A 19489-nucleotide genomic window follows, 5' to 3' on the forward strand; every position below is an offset into this window, starting at 1 on the left:
ATGCTGAGCAATTTGTCCTGGAAACTGAACCGCTTGCGCGCCATGGGGGCGCCCGAGGTGGCGCACCGCGTGCGTGATGCCGTGCAGCAACGGCTGCAGGCGCGCGGCTACGGCCTGGCGCATGTGCCGCCGCCCGCCGCGCGCCAGCGTTTCGGCGCGCCTTGGCTGGGTCTGCCCATCGATGCGGCGCCGCACCTGGCGGCCGCCGAACGCCTGCTGGCGGGCCGCTTCGACGTGTTCGCCCTGCGCGATGCGGACCTGGGTTTCCCGCCGCAATGGAACCGCGATCCGAAGACGGGCACCGTGGTGCCGCTGGGCTTTGGCAAGACGCTCAATTACCGCGATGAAGCGGTGGTGGGCGACATCAAATGCCTGTGGGAACCGAACCGCCACCTGGCCGTGGCCGACCTGGCGATGGCCTACCGCCTGGGCGGCGACCTGCGCCATGCGCGCGGGGCGCAAGCGTTGCTCGAATCGTGGTGGCAGCAGTGTCCGTATCCGCTGGGACCGAACTGGAGCAGCGCGCTGGAACTGGCCCTGCGCCTGGTCAGCTGGTCGCATGCGTGGCACTTGCTGGGTGGCATCAACAGCCCCTTGTTTGCGGGAGCGCAAGGGCAAGCCTTTTTGCAGCGCTGGCTTGACAGCATCTACCAGCATTGCCACTTCATCGCGGGCCACTTGTCGCGTCACTCGTCGGCCAACAACCACCTGTTTGGCGAATTGACGGGGTTGCATATCGCCGCGCTCACGTGGCCTTGCTGGCCGGAAAGTGCCGGCTGGCTGGCGCAGACGGAACGCGAGCTGGAAGCGCAGGCGCTGCAGCAGAACGGCCCGGACGGCGTGAACCGCGAGCAAGCTATTTATTACCAGCACACGGTGGCCGATGAAATGCTGCTGTGCGTGCTGGCGGGCCGCGCGAATGGCCGTCCCCGCTCGGCCGCCTTTTTGCGGCGCCTGGAAGCCATGCTGGACTTTCTCGCCGCCATGACGAACGTGGCGGGCGACGTGCCGATGATCGGCGACGCCGACGACGCGCTGCTGGCGCACTGGGACAAGACACCGGGCGCCAATCCCTATGCCTCGCTGCTGGCCAGCGGCGCGGCCCTGTTCAGCCGCGCCGACTTCAAGGCCAAGGCGCGCACTTTCGATGAGAAAAGCGCCTGGCTGCTGGGCGAGGCGGGCGCGCAGGCTTTCGATGCCTTGCCGGACGCCGCGCCGGCAACCTTGCCGCGCGCCTTCCCCGATGGCGGCTATTACGTGATGGGCGCGCGTTTCGATACGGCATCCGAAGTGCGCCTGATTGCCGACGCCGGCCCGCTGGGCTACCTGGGCATCGCCGCGCATGGCCACGCCGATGCGCTGGCGCTGACCTTGTCCGTGGCGGGCCAGGCGGTGCTGGTCGACCCGGGCACCTATGCCTACCACACGCACAAGCAGTGGCGCGATTACTTCCGCGGCACCAGCGCGCACAATACCGTGCGCATCGATGGGCGCGACCAGTCCGAGTCGGGCGGCAACTTCCTGTGGCTGCGCAAGGCCGGCGCGCAGTGTCTGGCGTGGCGTGACGATGCCGATGGGCAATTCTGGAGCGCCAGCCATGACGGCTATATGGGCTTGAAAGATGCCGTGCTGCACCGGCGCGACGTGCGCGTGGCGCCCGGCGCCGCGCTGATCGTGGTCGACGACGTGCTTGCATGCCAGGGCGCGCATGCAGTGGAGCTGTTCTGGCACTTTGACCCCCGCTGCCGCGTGCGGCTCGATGGCCGGGTGCTGCGCGTGGCGGGCGATGATTTCTCGCTGGAAATGCATCTGCCGTCCTTGCCGGATGCCACAGTGCAACTGGTATGCGGCAGCGATGAGCCGCCGCTGGGCTGGATTTCGCGCCGCTTCGATGAAAAACAGGCTGCGCCGACCCTGGTCTGGCGCGCGCAAGTGCAAGGCGCGGCCACCTTGCGCACGGAGTTTCACCTGAGTTTGGCTACCCCTGATCTGTCAGAAAATACGAGGAAAACATGAAAATTAGCATATTTGGTTTGGGTTATGTGGGTGCCGTCTCGGCTGGTTGCCTGGCAACGGATGGACACGAAGTCATCGGCGTCGATCCGAACAGGACCAAGGTGGAGCTGATCAACCAGGGCACCACGCCCATCATCGAAAAAGACATCGGCGAAATGATTGCCGCCACCGTCAAAAGCGGCCACTTGCGCGCCACCTTCGACGTGCGCGACGCCGTCTTCGGCTCGGACATGTCGCTCATCTGCGTGGGCACGCCGTCGCAGCTCAATGGCAACCTGGACCTGAGCCACGTGCGCAAGGTGTGCCAGGAAATCGGCGCCGCCATCCGCGAAAAAGACAGCTTCCACGTCGTCGTGGCGCGCTCGACCATGCTGCCCGGCTCCATGCGCGCGCTGGTGATCCCGACCCTGGAAGCGGCGTCGGGCAAGGTCGCCGGCGTCGACTTTGGCGTCTGCAACAACCCGGAATTCCTGCGCGAAGGCACAGCCGTCTACGATTACTACAATCCGCCGAAGACGGTGATCGGCGAATCCGACGAAAAGGCGGGCGCCTTGCTGGTGCAGCTGTACGAAAAAATGGATGCGCCGCTGGTGCGCACGGATGTGGAAACGGCCGAAATGGTGAAATACACGGACAACACCTGGCACGCCGTCAAGGTGGCGTTCGCCAATGAAATCGGCAATATCTGCAAGGCCGTCGGCATCGATGGCCACACGGTGATGGAGATCTTCTGCCAGGACACCAAGCTGAATTTGTCGCCGTACTACATGAAGCCGGGCTTTGCCTTCGGCGGCTCGTGTCTGCCGAAGGATGTGCGCGCGCTGACCTACAAGGCGCGCAGCCTGGACCTCGATTTGCCCTTGCTTAACTCTATCCTGCCATCGAACCAGAAGCAAGTGGAAAAGGGCATCAATATGATCGTCGACAAGGGCGCGCGCAAGGTGGGCATCCTGGGCTTCTCGTTCAAGGCCGGCACGGACGACTTGCGCGAGTCGCCGCTGGTCGATGTGATCGAGTATTTGCTGGGCAAGGGCTACGAGCTGAAGCTGTACGACAAGAACGTCAACCTGGCCGCCCTGACGGGCGCCAACCAGGATTACATCCTGAACATGATCCCGCACATTTCCAAGTTGATGGTGGACAACATGCAGGACGTGCTCGATTTTGCCGACACCATCGTCATCGGCAACGGCGCGGCCGAATTCAAGACCGTGCCCGCCAGCCTGCGGCCGCACCAGCAGATCGTCGACCTGGTGCGCATCAGCAAGGAACAAAGTGGAGAGCAATATGACGGCATCTGCTGGTAATACCGTGGCTGGCCAGCCAAGGCGCGTGCTGATCCTGGTGGAAAACCTGCCGTCGCCGTTCGACCGGCGCGTGTGGCAGGAAGCGACCACCCTGCATGCGAATGGCTACGAAGTGTCGATCATCTGCCCGACGGGCAAGGGCTACGAGTCGCGCTACGAAGCCATCGACGGCATCCATATCTACCGCTACAACCTGCCGCTGGAAGCGGAAGGGGCCAAGGGCTACCTGGTGGAATACTCGCTGGCGCTGTTCCATACTTTCCGTCTTGCATGGAAAGTGCATTTTGCGCGCGGCTTCGACGTGATTCACGCCTGCAATCCGCCCGATTTGCTGTTCCTCATCGGCGGCTTCTTCAAGTTGACGATGGGCAAGCGTTTCCTGTTCGACCACCACGACATCAATCCGGAGCTGTACGAAGCCAAGTTCGGCCGCCGCGATTTCTTTTACAAGCTGATGGTGCTGTTCGAGCGCTGGTCGTTCCAGAGCGCCGACGTGTCGATCGCCACCAATGAGTCGTACAAGAAGATTGCCATCGAGCGGGGCGGCATGGACCCGAACGACGTCTACGTGGTGCGCAGCGGACCCAAGCTGGATCGCCTGCGCGTGCTGCCGCCCGTGGCGGAACTCAAGAAGGGCCGCGCCTACCTGGTCGGCTATGTGGGTGTGATGGGTGCGCAGGAAGGCATTGACCTGCTGCTGCAGGCGGCGCAATACATCGTGCAGACCCTGAAGCGCGAGGATGTGCAGTTCGGCCTGGTGGGCGGCGGCACGTCGCTGGAACAGATGAAGCAGATGGCGCAGGACCTGGGCATCGCCGACTACGTGACGTTTACGGGGCGCGTGCCGGACCAGCAGCTGCTGGAAATGCTCAACACGTCCGATGTGTGCGTGAATCCGGACGTGGCCAACGACATGAACGACAAGTCGACCATGAACAAGATCATGGAATACATGGCGCTGGGCAAACCGATCGTGCAGTTTGATCTGGTCGAGGGCAAGGTTTCCGCGCAGCAGGCATCCTTGTATGCATTGAAGAACGACCCTGTCGACATGGCGCGCAAGATCGTCGAATTGCTGGACGACCCCGCCCGCCGCGAACAGATGGGGGCTTTCGGCCGCCACCGCGTGATCAACGAGCTGGAGTGGGAATATGAAGCGCCCAAGCTGCTGGCCGCGTATGCGCGCCTGTTTCCCGCCGCCGCGCCCGCCGCTCCCGTGACCTTGAGCAAGGATGGCCGCTGAAGTGCACTCAATCCTGATGGAGCATGTCCGACGATGAAAGCAATGATATTGGCCGCAGGCAAGGGCACGCGCGTGCAGCCCCTGACCTACGATTTGCCCAAGCCGATGATTCCCATCCTGGGCAAACCCGTGATGGCTTACCTGGTGGAACACCTGGCGCAGCATGGCGTGACCGATATCATGGTCAATGTCAGCTACCTGCATGAAAAGATCGAGGAGTATTTCGGCGAAGGCCACCAGTTCGGCGTGCGCATCGGCTATTCCTTCGAAGGCTATACGAACGACGCGGGCGAGGTCGTGCCGCAGCCGCTGGGCTCGGCCGGCGGCATGAAGAAGATCCAGGAGTTCGGCGGCTTTTTCGACGACACGACGATCGTGCTGTGCGGCGACGCCTTGATCGACCTGGACCTGGAAGCGGCCGTGCGCGAGCATCGCAGCAAGGGCGCGCTGGCGACCGTCATCACCCTGGAAGTGCCGTGGGACAAGGTGTCGAGCTATGGCGTGGTGGTCAGCGATGCAGACGGGCGCATCCGCGCCTTTCAGGAAAAGCCGGCGCAGGCCGATGCGCTGTCCAATTGCGTCAGCACCGGCATCTATATTTTCGAGCCGGCCGTGCTGGACCTGATTCCCGCCGGCCAGCCCTTCGATATCGGCTCGGAACTGTTTCCCCTGCTGGTAGAGCGGGGCTTGCCCTTCCATGCGCAAAAGTGCCAGTACAACTGGATCGATATCGGCAGCATCAAGGATTACTGGGAAGTGCTGCAAAGTGTGTTGATGGGAAAAGTTGCCAATTTGCATGTTCCTGGCACCCGCATCGCCGATGGCGTGTGGGCCGGCCTGAACACCAGCATCGACTGGAGCGGCGGCACGCGCATCGAGGGGCCCGTCTACATCGGCTCGGGCTGCCGCATCGAAGCGGGCACGACCATCATCGGGCCGGCCTGGATCGGCCACGGCAGCCATGTCTGCGGCGGCGCCGAAGTGGTGCGCAGCGTGCTGTTCGAGTACACGCGCGTGCTGCCTGGCGTGTTGCTTGATGAAATGATCGTCTTCAAGGATTATAGTGTCGACCGTGCCGGCCAGATGCGCCACGTTTCCGAGTATGAGAACGATGCGTGGGGCAATGCGCGCGACCGGCGCAGCCTGCGCCGCGCGGAAACGCCGCCGGCCCTGTATGCTGCCCAATAAACTGTTTTTGAAATGAAACCATGAAAATTTACCCAGTCATCCTGTCCGGCGGTTCGGGCACCCGCTTATGGCCGCTGTCGCGCGCCGTGTTGCCCAAGCAACTGTTGCCGCTGGTAACGGACAAGACCATGCTGCAGGAAACGGCGCTGCGCGTGACGAGCTTGCCGAACCGCCGTGCCGGCGATAGCGGCCTGGCCGCCTTCGACGTCATGCCGCCGCTGGTGGTGTGCGGCAATGAGCACCGCTTCATGGTAGCCGAGCAATTGCGCGAGATCGGCTTGCCGCCGCTGGGCATCCTGCTCGAACCCGTCGGGCGCAACACGGCGCCGGCCGTGGCCGTGGCCGCGCAATACCTGCTGGCCATCGACCCGCAGGCGCTGATGCTGGTCTTGCCGGCCGACCACGTCATCACCGACGTGGCCGCGTTTCACCAGGCTATCGCCGAAGCGGCATCGCTGGCAGCCGACGGCGCGCTGGCCACCTTCGGCATCGTGCCGACGGCGCCGGAAACGGGCTATGGCTACATCCGTAGCGGCGTGCCCGTGCATCCGGGCGCCGTGGGCTGCAAGGTCGAGCGTTTCGTGGAAAAGCCGGACCTGGCCACGGCACAGTCGTTCCTTGCCGCCGGTAATTATTTCTGGAACAGCGGCATGTTCCTGTTCCGCGCCGAACGCTATCTGGGCGAGCTGGGGCAATTCCAGCCCGCCATGCTGGCCGCCTGCGAAGCGGCCGTGCGCGACGGTTACCGCGACCTCGATTTCTGCCGCCTGGAAGAAAAGGCCTTCTCCGCCTGCCCGTCCGATTCGATCGACTATGCCGTCATGGAGCATACGGCGCATGCGGTGGTGCTGCCGGCCGCCATCGGCTGGAGCGATGTCGGTTCCTGGTCGGCCCTGTGGGAAGTGCAGCCGGGCGATGCCAACGGCAACGTGGTGCGCGGCGACGTGTATCTCGATGGCGTGAGCAATTGCCTGGTGCGTGCCGAGCACCGCATGGTGGCCGTGCTGGGCGTGCAGGACCTGGTCGTGGTGGAAACGGACGATGCCGTATTGATCGCGCACAAGGACCAGGTGCAGCGCGTGAAACAGGTGGTCGACCACCTGAAGCAGGCGGGGCGCAGCGAACACGTGCAGCACCGCAAGGTGTACCGCCCGTGGGGCAGTTATGAAGGCATCGATATCGGCGAGCGCTTCCAGGTCAAGCGCATCACCGTCAATCCGGGCGGCAAGCTGTCGCTGCAGATGCACCATCACCGCGCCGAGCACTGGGTGGTGGTCAGCGGCACGGCGCAAGTCACGTGCGGCGAAAAGGTGACCTTGCTGACGGAAAATGAATCGACGTACATTCCCATCGGCATGACGCACCGGCTGGAAAACCCGGGCAAGCTGCCCTTGCACCTGATCGAAGTGCAGTCGGGCAGCTACCTGGGCGAAGACGATATCGTGCGCCTGGAGGATGTCTACCAGCGCGCCTGATGGCGCCATACTCGGCAGGCAGCCGCGCCCCTGGCCGCCTGCCTCCGATTTCCCCCTTACCGGTGCACCGACCCTTGCGCAACTTCCTTTGTCTTTCGCTGGCGCTGGCCGCCGGCGCCGCCCATGCCGACCCTGCCGCAGCCGTGGCCCCGCCCGGATTGCAGGCCTCGCAGCTGGCCATCGTCGTCAACGACGCCGAGCCCAACAGTATCGAGGTGGGCGAGTACTACCGCAAGGCGCACGGCATTCCGGCCGCGAACGTGGCGCACGTCAATATTCCCAACCGCCCCCGCAAGCTCAGCATCGACCAGTTCGCGCAGCTGAAAGAGCGCATCAATGCGCAGCTGAAACCCGACATCCAGGCCGTGCTGATGGTGTGGAGCGCGCCGTATGCCGTCGAATGCAACGCCATCACTGCCGCATTTACACTCGGCTATGACGGGGATCAATGCGCGAAGACGTGCGATCCGGGCAAGCCCAGCGCATATTTCAACAGCGAGGTGGCGCAGCCCTACACGCAGCTGGGCTTGCGCTTGTCGATGCTGCTGCCCATCGATTTCGTGGAAGAGGCCAAGGCCGTGGTGGACCGCGGTGCCGTCAGCGGCTTTTCCGTGCCGGCCGCCAGCGCGTATTACCTGAGCACCAGCGACGCGGCGCGCAACAGCCGCGCCGCTTTCTTTCCGCCCGCCGGCGTGGTGCGCCAGCGCAAGCTGACCATCAGGCACCTCAAGGCGGACAGCCTGGAAGGGGCGCAAGACATCATGGTGTACCAGACGGGGCTGGCCAAGGTGGCCAAGCTGGAGACCCTGCACTTCCTGCCCGGCGCCCTGGCCGACCACCTGACCTCGTTTGGCGGCGACTTGCAGGGCAGTAGCCAGATGAGCAGCCAGCGCTGGCTGGAGGCGGGCGCGACGGCCAGCTATGGCACCGTCAGCGAACCGTGCAGTTATTGGCAGAAGTTTCCCAATCCGACCGTGCTGCTGCGCCGCTACCTGTCCGGCAGCACGGCGCTCGAAGCGTACTGGGGCAGCGTATTGTGGCCGGCCCAGGGCCTGTTCCTCGGCGACCCGCTGGCGGCCCCTTATGCGGGCTTGCGGCGTTGAGGCCTGATTCTTTCAGGCAATAAAAAAGGCCCTTGCGGGCCTTTTCTCATGCTGCGGCGTTATTTGCTCTTGCGGCGGCGCGCCAGGGCGACGAGGCCCAGTCCGGCCAGCAGCATGGCATAGGTTTCCGGTTCCGGCACGGCGGGAATGTCCGGCGTCACGGGGATGATGCTGCCGCCCGTGAAGCCGCCACCCGAGCCGCCGCCGCCGACACCGTTACTGCCTGTAGGCAAGCCTTCGCCCAGCGACGACGAAACGATCAGTGGCGCCTGGGTGTCGCCGCTGCGGCCCTGATTATACGAACGGCCCGGGCCGCGGTATCCGGCTGCGTCGTCGAAGGGACGGTTTGCTTCGGAGGCGACGAAGTCGCGCGTGGCAAAACGGAAGTCGCGGTCGTTGCTGACGAGCGCCTTGCGCGGTTCGCCGGTGCTGGCATCGGCAGGCAACTGGCGCGTGGCCAGGCGGTGATTATTCTCGGCCGATGACGCGTTGCGGAATTCCTGATCGGACACGCCGCCGTCAAATTCCGGCGTCTTGTTCGTGCCGTCGTTGGTGCGTGTGCCGGCGCCGATGAAGCCGTTGGACAGGCTGCAGGCGCTGTAGGTGCCGTCCAGGTTGGCATCTTTCGTATTGCCGTTCGCCGACTGCGTGCTGGCCTGGCAATTCTTTTCATTTTTTTGCGCAGGCGCGGCCGTTTGCGCCTGTACGCTGGCACCGAACAGCATCAGTGCTGCGGCCAGCAGCAAGGGACGGGAAGAGGCTGGCGTGAAGATTGGTGTTGGCATGATCGATCTCTCAAAAAGCATGGAAGGGTGCGCCGTTCGACGCGTGTATCCACATGCGAATGTTGCCGCTCCCGTCCAGGCTACCGTTGCGAGCAAGGTGGGGAGTGCGTTTCAAGGTCAGGCATGGATGGGGCCTGCACTACTGGGTCTGGTGTTGCCGTTCAATTTCTTATCAGGAATTAAACTTATTTGTTTGAATTATATCATATTGTGCAGCCGAGTACGCATCAAGCTTGCTTTGTAAAGCATGGCGTTGCTGAAAGGATACTGCCGGCATGCGGTCGCCAGCCTGGATCGCTGTCAGGCATGACTCCGTTCAACTTAATGAAATGTCATCAAATCGTCATGCGCCCGGTTTAGTATGCAAATTCGTATGCAAATCATAAGTTCGTTGTCATTTTACTGACCAGGAAAACCATGACTTCCCACCTTGCCGCCGTGTCCTTCTCGCCCTTGTCCCTGCGTAAACCGTTGCGCCTGACGGTCATGGCCGCCGTGCTGGCCAGCCTGTCCCTGCCCGCCCTGGCCGCCTCCGACGTCGTCATCAGCCAGGTGTATGGAGGCGGCGGCAACACGGGGGCCGTGTACCGCAACGATTTCATCGAGCTGTTCAACCGTGGCGCCAGTCCCGTCAACCTGGGCAACTGGAGCGTGCAATACGCGTCCGCCGCCGGTACGAGCTGGGCCGTGACGGCCTTGCCGGCTATCGATTTGCAAGCTGGCCAGTATTTGCTGGTCCAGCAAGCCAGGGGCGCGGGCGGCACGCAGGACTTGCCCGCACCGGACGCCACGGGCAGCCTGGCCATGTCGGGCACGGCGGGCAAGGTGCTGTTGAGTAATAGCAAGACGGCGCAAACGGGCACCAGCCCCACGGGCGCGGCCGTCATCGACCTCGTCGGCTTCGGCACGGCCAACGGCTTTGAAGGCGCCGCGGCGCCCGCGCCATCGAATACCCTGTCGATTGCGCGCGCGAATGGCGGCTGCGGCGACACGGATGACAACAGCGCGGATTTTGCCACCGGAAGCGTGACGCCGCGCAATACGGCTTCGCCGCTGCATGCGTGCGGCGGCCCCGTCGTGCACCAGATCATTGCCAGCTGTCCCGCCAGCCTGGCCTTGGCCGTGGGCAATGGCGGCAGCGCCGTGCTGCGCGCGTCCGACGTGGATGGCGTCGTGAATGCGGCCAGCCTGGCGTCGCCGGCCGTGGCCGGCATCAGCCTGGCCCATTTCAGCGCGGCCGGCGTGGCGGGCGACAGCGCCACGGTGAGCCTGCTGGTGGCCGCTGGCGTGCCTGTGGGCAATTATCCCGTCATCGTGAATTTCAGCAACGACCAGCAGCAAAGCGCCAGCTGCAAGGTCGACGTCGCCGTGCAAGGCCTGGCCGCCGTCAGCCACACGATCCCGCAAATCCAGGGCAGCGGCGCGGCCAGCCCCTACGCCAATGCCGTGCAGACGACCGAGGGCGTGGTGACGTTGAAAGTGGGCACGGGCTTCTTCATGCAGGACGCGGCCGGCGATGGCGACCCGTCGACGTCGGACGGCATTTTTGTCTACACGGGCAGCACGGCCACCACCGCGCAGCCGGGCGAGCTGGTGCGCGTGACGGGCACGGTGTTCGAATACACGCCCACGGGCGCGAAGAATTCCTATACGGAATTGAAGGATGTGACGGCCATCCTCACGCAAAGCGCGGGCCACGGCATCGTGCCGGCGAATGTGATGTTGCCGAACGACAAGCTGGCCGCCGTGGAAGGCATGCTGGTGCGCTTCACGCAACCGTTGACCGTGTCGCAAAACGCCTACCTGGGCGCGCGCGGCGAACTGACCCTGTCGGCGGGCCGGCGCGAGGTGCCGACCAACCGCTATCCGGCGGGATCGAACGAGGCACAAAGTTTGATCGCGGCCAATGCGAACAACCTGATCGTGCTCGATGATGGCATATTCGTCACACCGCCGACGATACCGTATATCGGCCAGGACAACACCGTGCGCAGCGGCGACACGGTGGCCGACCTGACGGGCGTGGTGGACTTCGGTGCCATCGGCGGTGGCTGCGCCGCCTACAAATTGCAGCCGACGCAGACGCCGCAATTCTCGCGCGACAACCCGCGCACGGGCAGCCCGGAACTGCCATCAGGCAACGTCAAGGTGGCCAGCGCCAACGTGCTGAATTTCTTTACGACCTTTACCAATGGCAATAACGTGTTTGGCCAGACGGGGCAGGGCTGCACCGTGGGGTCATCGACCAGCAAGAGCAATTGCCGCGGCGCCGACAACCTGGCCGAGTTCGAGCGCCAGCGCGACAAGATCGTGGCCGAACTGAAAGCCATCGATGCGGACGTGGTGGGTTTGATGGAAATCCAGAACAATGGCGAAACGGCCGTCACCTATCTGGTCGAGCAGCTGAACGCGGCCATCGGCGGCGTCACCTATGCCGTCGTGCCGAAGCCGGCCGCCACGGGCACGGACGCCATCCGCGTGGCCATGATCTACAAGCCAGGCAAACTGGGCCTGGTGGGCGGCGCCTTGTCGGATGCCAACGCCATCAACAACCGTCCGCCCATGGCGCAAACTTTTCTTGCAGGCAATGGCGAGAAATTCTCGCTGATCGTCAACCACCTGAAATCGAAGGGCAGCTGCCCCGCAAGCGGGCCGGATGCGGACAACAACGATAGCCAGAGCTGCTGGAACGCCACCCGCGTGCAGCAAGCCCAGCGCCTGGTGGGCAGCTTCGTGCCGCAAGTGGCGGCCGCCGCCGGCGACGCGGACGTGCTGGTCATCGGCGACCTCAATTCGTATGGCGCGGAAGACCCGATCCAGCTCATCACGGGCGCCGGCTTCGTCAATGAGCTCGAGCGCTTCGTGCGGCCGTCCGGCATGCCGTACTCCTACGTATTCGGCGGCCAGAGCGGCTACCTCGACCATGCCCTGGCCAGCGCCTCGTTGAGCCCGCAAGTGGCCGGTGTTGCCGAATGGCATGTGAATGCGGACGAGCCGGAAGTGATCGACTACAACATCGATGCGGCCAAGCCGCAAGACCTGTACAACGCCTTGCCCTACCGCGCCTCGGACCACGACCCCGTCGTCATCAGCCTGGACTTGCAGCCCGCCTACCGCGACATCACGGCCGGCGTGGCGCAAGCCAGTTCGGGCCTGACGTTCAACCGCGCGACGCAACAATACACGGGCACGTTCTCGTTCACCAACACGGGCAGCAGCGCATTGAGCGGCCCGTTCCAGGTGGTGTTTGGCGGCTTGCCGGCCGGCGTCAGCCTGAGCAACGCCACGGGCAGCCATGCGGGCGCCGCCTATGTCACCGTCAACGGGGCCAGCCTGGCGCCCGGTGCGACGGCCTCGTTCGCCGTCAGCTTCACCAATCCGTCGAAAGCGACGATCCATTATTCCGCCAGCATCTACGCCGGCAACTTCTGAGGACACCATCATGCTGACAGCAAAATTCAATCTCACCCTGCGCCGCGCCGTGCTGGCCGCCGTGCTGGCCGCCAGTTCCAGCGTGGCGCTGGCGGACCCGCTAGCCTACCGCGTGGAAATCGACACGAGCCAGTTCTCGGGCGCCGGTTTCCTCGACTTCGCCTTTATCGCCGGCAACAGCCCCGCGCCGGGCGCCAGCGCCGTGCTCAGCAATTTCTCGGGCGCGTTCGGCGCGCTGGCGTCGCAGGAAGGTAATGTCAGCGGCAGCGTGCCCGGCACCTTGACCTTCGGCAATAGCGGTGCCTACAACGACTGGTTTCACAACGTGACCCTGGGCGGCAAGTTCGGTTTCAACGTCGTCTTCGGCGGCGACTTCCTGACCACGCCCGGCAACGCGGGCACGACGTTTGGCGTGGGCTTGCTCGACTATACCGGCATGGCTTACCTGGGCAATGCGAATGGCAACCTGCTGCAATTTGAATTGACGCCGTTCAATGGCAGCTTGCCCGGCAGCATTACCGGCAGCAGCTACGCCAGCATCGCGACGATCTCGGCAGTGCCGGAAGCGTCGGAATGGATGATGCTGACGGGCGGCCTGGCGCTGATCGGTCTGGCCCTGCGCCGCCGCCAGAGCGTGTGAGCCTTTCGGCGCGGCGCGCGCCGGTGCGTGTTGCGCGGGCTTAAGATTGCGGGGCGGTTCCGGTGCCGCGGTGCGTGCCGCCGTCGTTGACATGCTCTTCGCTATCGGGCGAGACGCGCGCGACGAGGGGGCTGGCGCGCAGGCGCTTGACCTCGGCCGGGGTGAGCAGGGCGGCAAAGCCGTCCAGCGCGTTCGTGTAGCGGTATTGCACTGTGGCGTCAGGCACCAGCGCCAGTACGGCGCGCCGCCGCTCTGCGCGCCGGGCCGCATCGCCATCCGCCTGCGGTGCGGCTGTCAATTGCACAATGTAGGCCTGGCGCGGGGGCGCGGCCGGTGCGGCCGGCAGGATACAGGCGCTGGCCAGGATGGCAACGCTCAGGCGGAAGGCTGGCATGGAGGCTCCTCGGTGCGTGGTGGCGGCACGGCCGCCCACGCGCCGATTGTACCCGCGCCACGGGGCGGGGCAGGCGGTGCGCAATTTGCGCTAGTGCAAACGTGATGGTTTCCCTTGGTATTTTGTTGTTTTCAGTACAAATAAAAGATTGTATTAAGCATAAGCGGCATGGTAGCCTGCTAAGCAATCCTCAGGAAATCACAATAATTTATTGGGGCTTACTTAGGCATCAGGCAGGCGCGCGCCGCCTGTGCGCAGCCACCAGCGGCGCACATGGCGGCAATGTATTGAAGGTAGGCAAGAAGGAGTTACCGGATGCATGCAGCACACAGGCAGAACCTTGCGGCAACGCGCCATGCGCGCGGCTTTACCTTGCTCGAATTGCTGGTCGTCATCGTGATCATCGGCTTGCTGGCGGCCTATGTCGGTCCCAAATACTTCGCCCAGCTGGGCAAATCGGAAGTGACGGTGGCCAAGGCGCAGATCGAGGCGTTTGAAAAATCGCTCGACACCTACCGCCTCGACGTGGGCCGCTATCCGACCACGGAAGAAGGCCTGGCCGCGCTGCTGGCCGCGCCGCCCGCCGCCGGCACGCGCTGGAATGGCCCCTACCTGAAAAAAGCCGTGCCTCTCGACCCGTGGGGCCATGCCTATCAATACCGCGCCCCGGGCAGCAAGGGCGAGTATGACATCGTCTCGATGGGCAAGGATGGCCAGCCGGGCGGCAGCGGCGAGAATGCCGACATCAGCTCGCAATAGGGCCAGCGCCACGCCTCCCTCACGGACACGCCATCATGCAGTTTGAAGTGCGCGCGCTTTCCACGGACCAGGCCATCGCTACCTTGCACACGTGCGTGATCGACGGCCGCGACGAGGCCGACGCGCGCCGCCAGGCCGAGGCGCGCGGCTTGTTCGTCAGCGCCATCCGTCCCTTGCGGGCCACGCCGTTCAGCGCGGCCGGGCGCCAGCGCGCGCGGGCCCTGCCCCTGCTGCTGTTCAGCCAGGAATTGCTGGCGCTGCTGCAAGCGGGCCTGAGCATCGTCGAGGCGCTGGAAGCCTTGCTGGAAAAGGAAGCGTCGCCAGCCACGCGCAGCGTGCTCACGCGCCTGCTGGAAGGCTTGCGCGAAGGCAAGCGCTTTTCCGCCGTGCTGGCAGAGCAAGCCGAACTGTTCCCGCCCTTGTACATCGGCATCGTCAAGGCGGCCGAAGGCACGAGCGACTTGCCGCGTGCCTTGTCGCGCTATATCGACTACCAGCAGCGCATCGATACGGTGCGCAGTAAAATCGTCAGCGCCGCCATCTATCCCACTATTTTGCTGGCCGTGGGCGGCGGCGTCAGCGCCTTCCTGATCAGCTATGTGGTGCCCCGTTTTGCCGAGGTCTACCAGGGCGCCGGGCGCGATCTGCCGTGGATGTCGCAAGTGATGCTCAGCTGGGGCCAGTTCGTTACGCAGCATGGCGTGCTGCTGTTGCTGGGGCTGCTGATCACCGGCAGCGTCGTGTTCACTGCCGTGCGGCGCGTGCTGCGCCATGGCGGCGTGGCGCACCTGCTGGCGAAGTTGCCCGGCATCGGCGAGCGCGTGCGCATCTATGAACTGTCGCGTTTGTACCTGACCCTGGGCATGCTGGCCGAAGGGGGCATCACCATCGTGCAAGCCATTTCCACGGTGCAGGCGATGGTCTCGCCGGGCATGCAGGCTTCCCTGCAGGGCGCGCGCGGCGCCATCGAGGCGGGCCAGCCCCTGTCATCCGCGTTTGAGCAATATCAGCTGACCACGCCGATCTCGCTGCGCATGCTGCGCGTGGGCGAGCGCACGGGTGACATGGGCCCCATGCTGACGCAGTCGGCAGCCTTTTATGATGGCGAAATCAGCCGCTGGATCGACCGTTTTACGCGCACCTTCGAACCCTTGCTGATGGCCGCCATCGGCCTGGTCGTGGGCGCCATCGTGATCCTGCTGTACATGCCCATCTTCGACCTGGCCGGCGACATTTCATGATGCAGAGCGCAGCCGAATCCACCGTGGCCATCGACCCTGCGCTGCTGCAGCGCGCGCGGCTCCTGAGCCGGCAATCGAAGCGCAGCCTGGTCGAGCAATTACAGCAATTGAGCGGCATCGACGCGCGCGCCGTGGTGCGCGCACTGGCGCGCCCCTTCGGCCTGGGCGTGCTGGAAACGGCGGACATGCTGGCGTTGTCTCCCGCCTTCGACCGGCTGCCCCTGTCGCAGGCGCTGGCGCGCCACTGCGTGCTGCTGCGCGCCGCCGATGGCCAGCTGGCGGGCGTGATCGCCGACCCTTTTGATCTGGATCTGCAAACCTGGCTCGGCGCGCGCGCCGGGCAGGGCGCCTTGAACGTGCATCTGGCGCTGCAGGCCGATATCGATGCCTACCTGTCGAAGCAGGAAGAATCGGCGCGCGCCGTCGACAGCCTGCTGCCCGGCGCCGCCACTGACGCGCGGCGCGACGGCAAGACGGCGGCCGTGCTGTCGTTCGCCAGCGTGTCGGAAGCGGCCAGCCCCGCCGTCAAGCTGGTCAACTCGACCTTGTACGATGCGCTGAAGGCGGGCGCCTCGGACATCCACCTGGAAAGCACGGCCGGCGGCCTGGCCGTCAAGTACCGCGTCGACGGCGTGCTCGATCACGCCACGGCCGTCAACGGCATCGAAGTGGCGGAACACATCATCTCGCGCCTGAAGGTGCTGGCCGAACTCGATATCGCCGAGCGCCGCGTGCCGCAGGACGGCAGCTTCCGCGTGGAGTCGGGCGGGCGCGAAATCGATTTGCGCGTCTCCATCATGCCCAGCATCCATGGCGAGGATGCCGTCATCCGCATCCTCGACAAGCGCGCCATGATCGAGGCCTACGGTGCGCTGACCCTGGAAGCGCTGGGTTTTGACGCGCCCTCGCTGGAAGCCCTGCGCGCGCTGGTGCAGGAAGCCTACGGCATGCTGCTCGTTACCGGCCCCACGGGCTCGGGCAAGACGACCACCCTGTACGCGGCGCTGACGGAAATCCACAACGGGCGCGAAAAGATCATCACCATCGAAGACCCCGTCGAATACCAGCTGCCCGGCATCTTGCAGATACCCGTGAATGAAAAGAAGGGGCTGACCTTTGCCAAGGGCTTGCGCTCCATCCTGCGCCACGACCCCGATAAAATCATGGTGGGCGAGATCCGCGACCGCGAGACGGCGGAAATCGCCGTGCAATCGGCCCTCACGGGCCATCTGGTGCTCACCACCGTGCACGCGAATAATGTGTTCGACGTGTTCGGCCGTTTTACCCACATGGGCATCGACCCGTATGCCTTCGTTTCGGCCCTGAACGGCATCTGGGCGCAGCGCCTGATCCGCACCAACTGTCCCCATTGCGCGGTGGAGTACACGCCGGACGACGCAGAGCTGGCCAGCGTGGGCCTGGCGCGTGCCGACGTTGATGCATATCAATTCAAGCAGGGCAAGGGTTGCGGCGATTGCCGCGGCACGGGCTACAAGGGGCGCCGCTCGATCGCCGAAATCCTCGTGCTGACCGATGAAATCCGCGAACTCATCGTCGATAAAAAACCGATCCGCCAGATCAAGGCGGCCGCGTATGCGAACGGCACGCGCAGCCTGCGCCTGGCGGCGCTGGAACTGGTCAAGCGGGGCGCCACCACCATCACGGAAATCAAGAGGGTCACCCTGCATGCGTAGAGGTTTGGGAATTGGACTGCGCCTGGGCGTGGCGGCGGGCAGCGTCAGCTTGTGGCGCAGCAGCCGCTGGCGCCCGCCCGCCTGGACGCCGCTGGGCGAAGCCGCGTATGCGCCGGACGAGTCGCTGCATGGCGACTTTGCCGCCCTGGGCCAGGCGCTGGCGCAGCTGCTGCCGGCCGGCCAATACGCGGGCTGGCCCTTGTCCGTGGTGCTCGACGATGCGCTGGCGCGCCTGTGGCAAGTGGACATGCCGCAAGGCGCGGCGCGCCTGGCCGACATCGAGGCGGCCGCCGCGCTGCGCTTCCAGTCGCTGTATGGCGATCCTCCCGGCCTGTGGCACAGCAGCAGTGCCTGGGATGCGCGCGCGCCGTTTTTTTGCGCCGTGCCCCGTGCGCTGCTGGCGCAACTGACGCGCGTGGCGGCCGAACGCAAGCTGGCCCTGATTTTTATTACGCCGCAATTCGCGCGCCACTGGAACCGCTGGCACGGCGCCCTGAAGCCGGGCGCCTGGTTCGGCCAGTTGCAGGAAAACGCCCTGACCCTGGGCGTGCGGCACGCTGGCCGCCTGCTTGCCGTGCGCGCGCTGCCCCTGCCACGGGACGCGCAGGATGCAGGCCGCGACTGGCTGGCGCAGGCGCTGGCGCGCGAGGCGCTGCTGCAAGGCGTATCGGCACCCGCGCTGCTGCAGCTGTGCGGCGCGCCGCCGGCGGGCTGGCTGGCGCCGGCGCAAGCGTTCCACTGCCAGGTTTTTTCCGCGCCGGACGGGGAAGGCGCCTTGTCGCCGGCCGCCCGGCTGGCCCGCAGCGGAGGCCTGGCATGACGCGCCTCGATATCGATTTCGCGCCGCCAAATTGGCGCCGCAGCCTGCGGCGCGTGCCCGCCTGGGCGTGGTGCGTCGGTGCGCTGGGCGTGGCCTTGATCGTCACGGCGGCCTGCAGCGGCAGCGCCGCGCTGCGGCGCCAGCAGGCAAGCGAGGCGCAATGGCAGCGCGCGCAACAGCGCGTGGCGGCCGCCATGCAGGGGCCGGCGCCTGCGCCGCCAGTGCCGATCGCGCCCGCGCAGGCGGCGGCCGTGAATGCGGCCATCCTGCAATTGAACCTGCCGTGGCGCGACGTGCAGGATGCGCTGGCCAGCGCCACGCCGCCCGCCATCGCGCTGCTGGCGCTGGAGCCGGACGCGCGCAAGCGGGTATTGAAGATCACCGCCGAAACCACCAGTAGCGACGCCATGGTGGCGTATGTGGCGCAATTGAAGCGGCAGGAGCTGTTCGGCGCCAGGGTGCAGCTGCTGCGCCATGAAATCAACGCGCTCGATCCGAACCAGCCCTTGCGCTTCCAGCTCGAAGCGCGCTGGGGCACGCCATGATGGCCGCCGACATCAATAGCTTGCGCCTGCGCGCGCAACTGCTGCTGCGCCGCCTGGGCGCGCCCGCCTGCCTGGCAGTGCTTCTGCTTGCACTGGGCATGGCCGCCTCGATCTGGGCCTGGCAGCAGCGCGCCGTGGCGGCGCGGCTGGAAGCGCGCCCCTTGCCGCAGCCAGCGCTGGCCGTGGCGGCCTTGACGCCGCCGGCGACGGCCAGCGAGAACCTGGCGCGCTTTTATGCCACCCTGGGACAGCAGCGCCACGCGGAGCAGCAGGTCAAGCAGCTGTTCGACCTGGCCGCGAAAAACGGCTTGCTGCTGGCGCAAGGCGAATACAAGAGCGGCTACGACAAGGCCAGCCGTGTCGCCACATACCAGGTGACCCTGCCGCTGAAAGGCAGTTATGCGGCCGTGTGGCAGTTCGCGCTGCAGGCGCTGCGCGCCATGCCCTTCGCTTCGCTCGACGAACTGAGTTTTCGCCGCGAACAGATCGCCGACACGCAGCTCGAAGCGCGTATGCGCCTGACGTTTTATTTAGCTGACAGCGCGGGAGGCGCGCCATGACCCCGCGCCATTGGCTCATGCTGGCCGGCGTGCTGGGCGCGGGCGCCTTGCTGCTGTTCGGCGAGCGCCAGCCCGTGGCCGAGGTGGCCGAGGCGGTCGAGCGCGCCGTCGCCCCCGCGCGCCATGCCGCCGCCAGGCCGCCGGCCGCGCAGCCGGCCATCCTGGCCTTGCTGCCGCGCAGCGAAGTGGCGGGCGAGGATGGCGACACCTTTGGCGGCGCCGGCGCCGTCTTCCACCGCCAGGACTGGACCCCGCCGCCGCCGAAGGTGGCCGCCGTCGCCCCACCG

General features: G+C 65.4%; 16 protein-coding genes and 1 pseudogene. 15 read left to right on the forward strand and 2 right to left on the reverse strand.

Going from position 1 to position 19489, the window contains the following annotated elements; all coding sequences use genetic code 11:
* The 6 genes from AC07X6_RS07170 to AC07X6_RS07195 all read left to right on the forward strand — a co-directional run bounded on the left by AC07X6_RS07170 (nucleotide 1) and on the right by AC07X6_RS07195 (nucleotide 8332).
* A complete protein-coding gene (locus AC07X6_RS07170) occupies nucleotides 1–2016 on the forward strand; it encodes a heparinase II/III family protein (RefSeq protein ID WP_494790505.1) in 2016 nt (671 codons plus the stop codon).
* A complete protein-coding gene (locus AC07X6_RS07175; RefSeq protein WP_494790506.1) occupies nucleotides 2013–3323 on the forward strand; it encodes a nucleotide sugar dehydrogenase in 1311 nt (436 codons plus the stop codon). Before AC07X6_RS07170 ends, AC07X6_RS07175 begins: the two co-directional genes overlap by 4 nt.
* Nucleotides 3304–4566, forward strand: coding sequence for a glycosyltransferase family 4 protein (locus tag AC07X6_RS07180; protein ID WP_230538409.1), 1263 nt, complete (start codon nucleotides 3304–3306; stop codon nucleotides 4564–4566). Before AC07X6_RS07175 ends, AC07X6_RS07180 begins: the two co-directional genes overlap by 20 nt.
* Before the next feature lie 33 nt (nucleotides 4567–4599).
* Nucleotides 4600–5754, forward strand: coding sequence for a nucleotidyltransferase family protein (locus AC07X6_RS07185; RefSeq protein ID WP_494790507.1), 1155 nt, complete (start codon nucleotides 4600–4602; stop codon nucleotides 5752–5754).
* A 20-nt stretch (nucleotides 5755–5774) separates the two neighbouring features.
* Nucleotides 5775–7229, forward strand: coding sequence for a mannose-1-phosphate guanylyltransferase/mannose-6-phosphate isomerase (locus AC07X6_RS07190; protein WP_494790508.1), 1455 nt, complete (start codon nucleotides 5775–5777; stop codon nucleotides 7227–7229).
* A gap of 74 nt (nucleotides 7230–7303) precedes the next feature.
* A complete protein-coding gene (locus AC07X6_RS07195) occupies nucleotides 7304–8332 on the forward strand; it encodes a TIGR03790 family protein (RefSeq protein WP_230538406.1) in 1029 nt (342 codons plus the stop codon).
* Nucleotides 8333–8391: 59 nt separating this feature from the next.
* Here the strand turns inward: AC07X6_RS07195 and AC07X6_RS07200 are convergent, their stop codons facing one another.
* Nucleotides 8392–9117 carry a PEP-CTERM sorting domain-containing protein gene (locus AC07X6_RS07200; RefSeq protein WP_230538405.1) on the reverse strand — a complete coding sequence of 242 codons (726 nt, stop codon included), beginning with the start codon at nucleotides 9115–9117 and terminating at the stop codon, nucleotides 8392–8394.
* Nucleotides 9118–9534: 417 nt separating this feature from the next.
* On the opposite strand from AC07X6_RS07200, the gene AC07X6_RS07205 reads away from it, so the two are divergent.
* Together AC07X6_RS07205 and AC07X6_RS07210 are read left to right on the forward strand one after the other, a co-directional pair.
* Nucleotides 9535–12549 carry an ExeM/NucH family extracellular endonuclease gene (locus AC07X6_RS07205; protein WP_494790509.1) on the forward strand — a complete coding sequence of 1005 codons (3015 nt, stop codon included), beginning with the start codon at nucleotides 9535–9537 and terminating at the stop codon, nucleotides 12547–12549.
* A gap of 10 nt (nucleotides 12550–12559) precedes the next feature.
* Nucleotides 12560–13189 carry an NF038129 family PEP-CTERM protein gene (locus tag AC07X6_RS07210; protein WP_494790510.1) on the forward strand — a complete coding sequence of 210 codons (630 nt, stop codon included), beginning with the start codon at nucleotides 12560–12562 and terminating at the stop codon, nucleotides 13187–13189.
* 40 nt (nucleotides 13190–13229) lie between these two features.
* Here the strand turns inward: AC07X6_RS07210 and AC07X6_RS07215 are convergent, their stop codons facing one another.
* Complete coding sequence (locus AC07X6_RS07215; protein WP_474295437.1) at nucleotides 13230–13583, reverse strand: protease inhibitor I9 family protein; 354 nt, start codon at nucleotides 13581–13583, stop codon at nucleotides 13230–13232.
* 315 nt (nucleotides 13584–13898) lie between these two features.
* On the opposite strand from AC07X6_RS07215, the gene gspG reads away from it, so the two are divergent.
* The 7 genes and pseudogenes from gspG to AC07X6_RS07250 all read left to right on the forward strand — a co-directional run.
* Entirely contained in the window at nucleotides 13899–14342 is a 444-nt protein-coding gene (gene gspG / locus AC07X6_RS07220) for a type II secretion system major pseudopilin GspG (RefSeq protein ID WP_034782166.1), read from the forward strand.
* 35 nt (nucleotides 14343–14377) lie between these two features.
* Nucleotides 14378–15583, forward strand: coding sequence for a type II secretion system F family protein (locus AC07X6_RS07225; RefSeq protein WP_494790511.1), 1206 nt, complete (start codon nucleotides 14378–14380; stop codon nucleotides 15581–15583).
* Nucleotides 15580–17277: a GspE/PulE family protein gene (locus AC07X6_RS07230; protein ID WP_494790512.1), complete on the forward strand. Its 1698-nt coding sequence runs from the start codon at nucleotides 15580–15582 to the stop codon at nucleotides 17275–17277. Before AC07X6_RS07225 ends, AC07X6_RS07230 begins: the two co-directional genes overlap by 4 nt.
* Nucleotides 17270–18097, forward strand: coding sequence for a hypothetical protein (locus AC07X6_RS07235; RefSeq protein WP_494790513.1), 828 nt, complete (start codon nucleotides 17270–17272; stop codon nucleotides 18095–18097). The genes AC07X6_RS07230 and AC07X6_RS07235 overlap by 8 nt, the downstream gene beginning before the upstream one ends.
* Nucleotides 18094–18642, forward strand: a complete 549-nt coding sequence (locus AC07X6_RS07240) for a hypothetical protein (protein ID WP_494790514.1) — start codon at nucleotides 18094–18096, stop codon at nucleotides 18640–18642. Before AC07X6_RS07235 ends, AC07X6_RS07240 begins: the two co-directional genes overlap by 4 nt.
* A complete protein-coding gene (locus tag AC07X6_RS07245) occupies nucleotides 18639–19202 on the forward strand; it encodes a hypothetical protein (protein WP_494790515.1) in 564 nt (187 codons plus the stop codon). Before AC07X6_RS07240 ends, AC07X6_RS07245 begins: the two co-directional genes overlap by 4 nt.
* Nucleotides 19199–19489: pseudogene (locus AC07X6_RS07250) on the forward strand (hypothetical protein); the annotation flags it as partial. The gene AC07X6_RS07245 and the pseudogene AC07X6_RS07250, both read left to right, overlap by 4 nt.

This window comes from Janthinobacterium sp. GW460-12-1-14-LB5 (genome assembly GCF_059423585.1).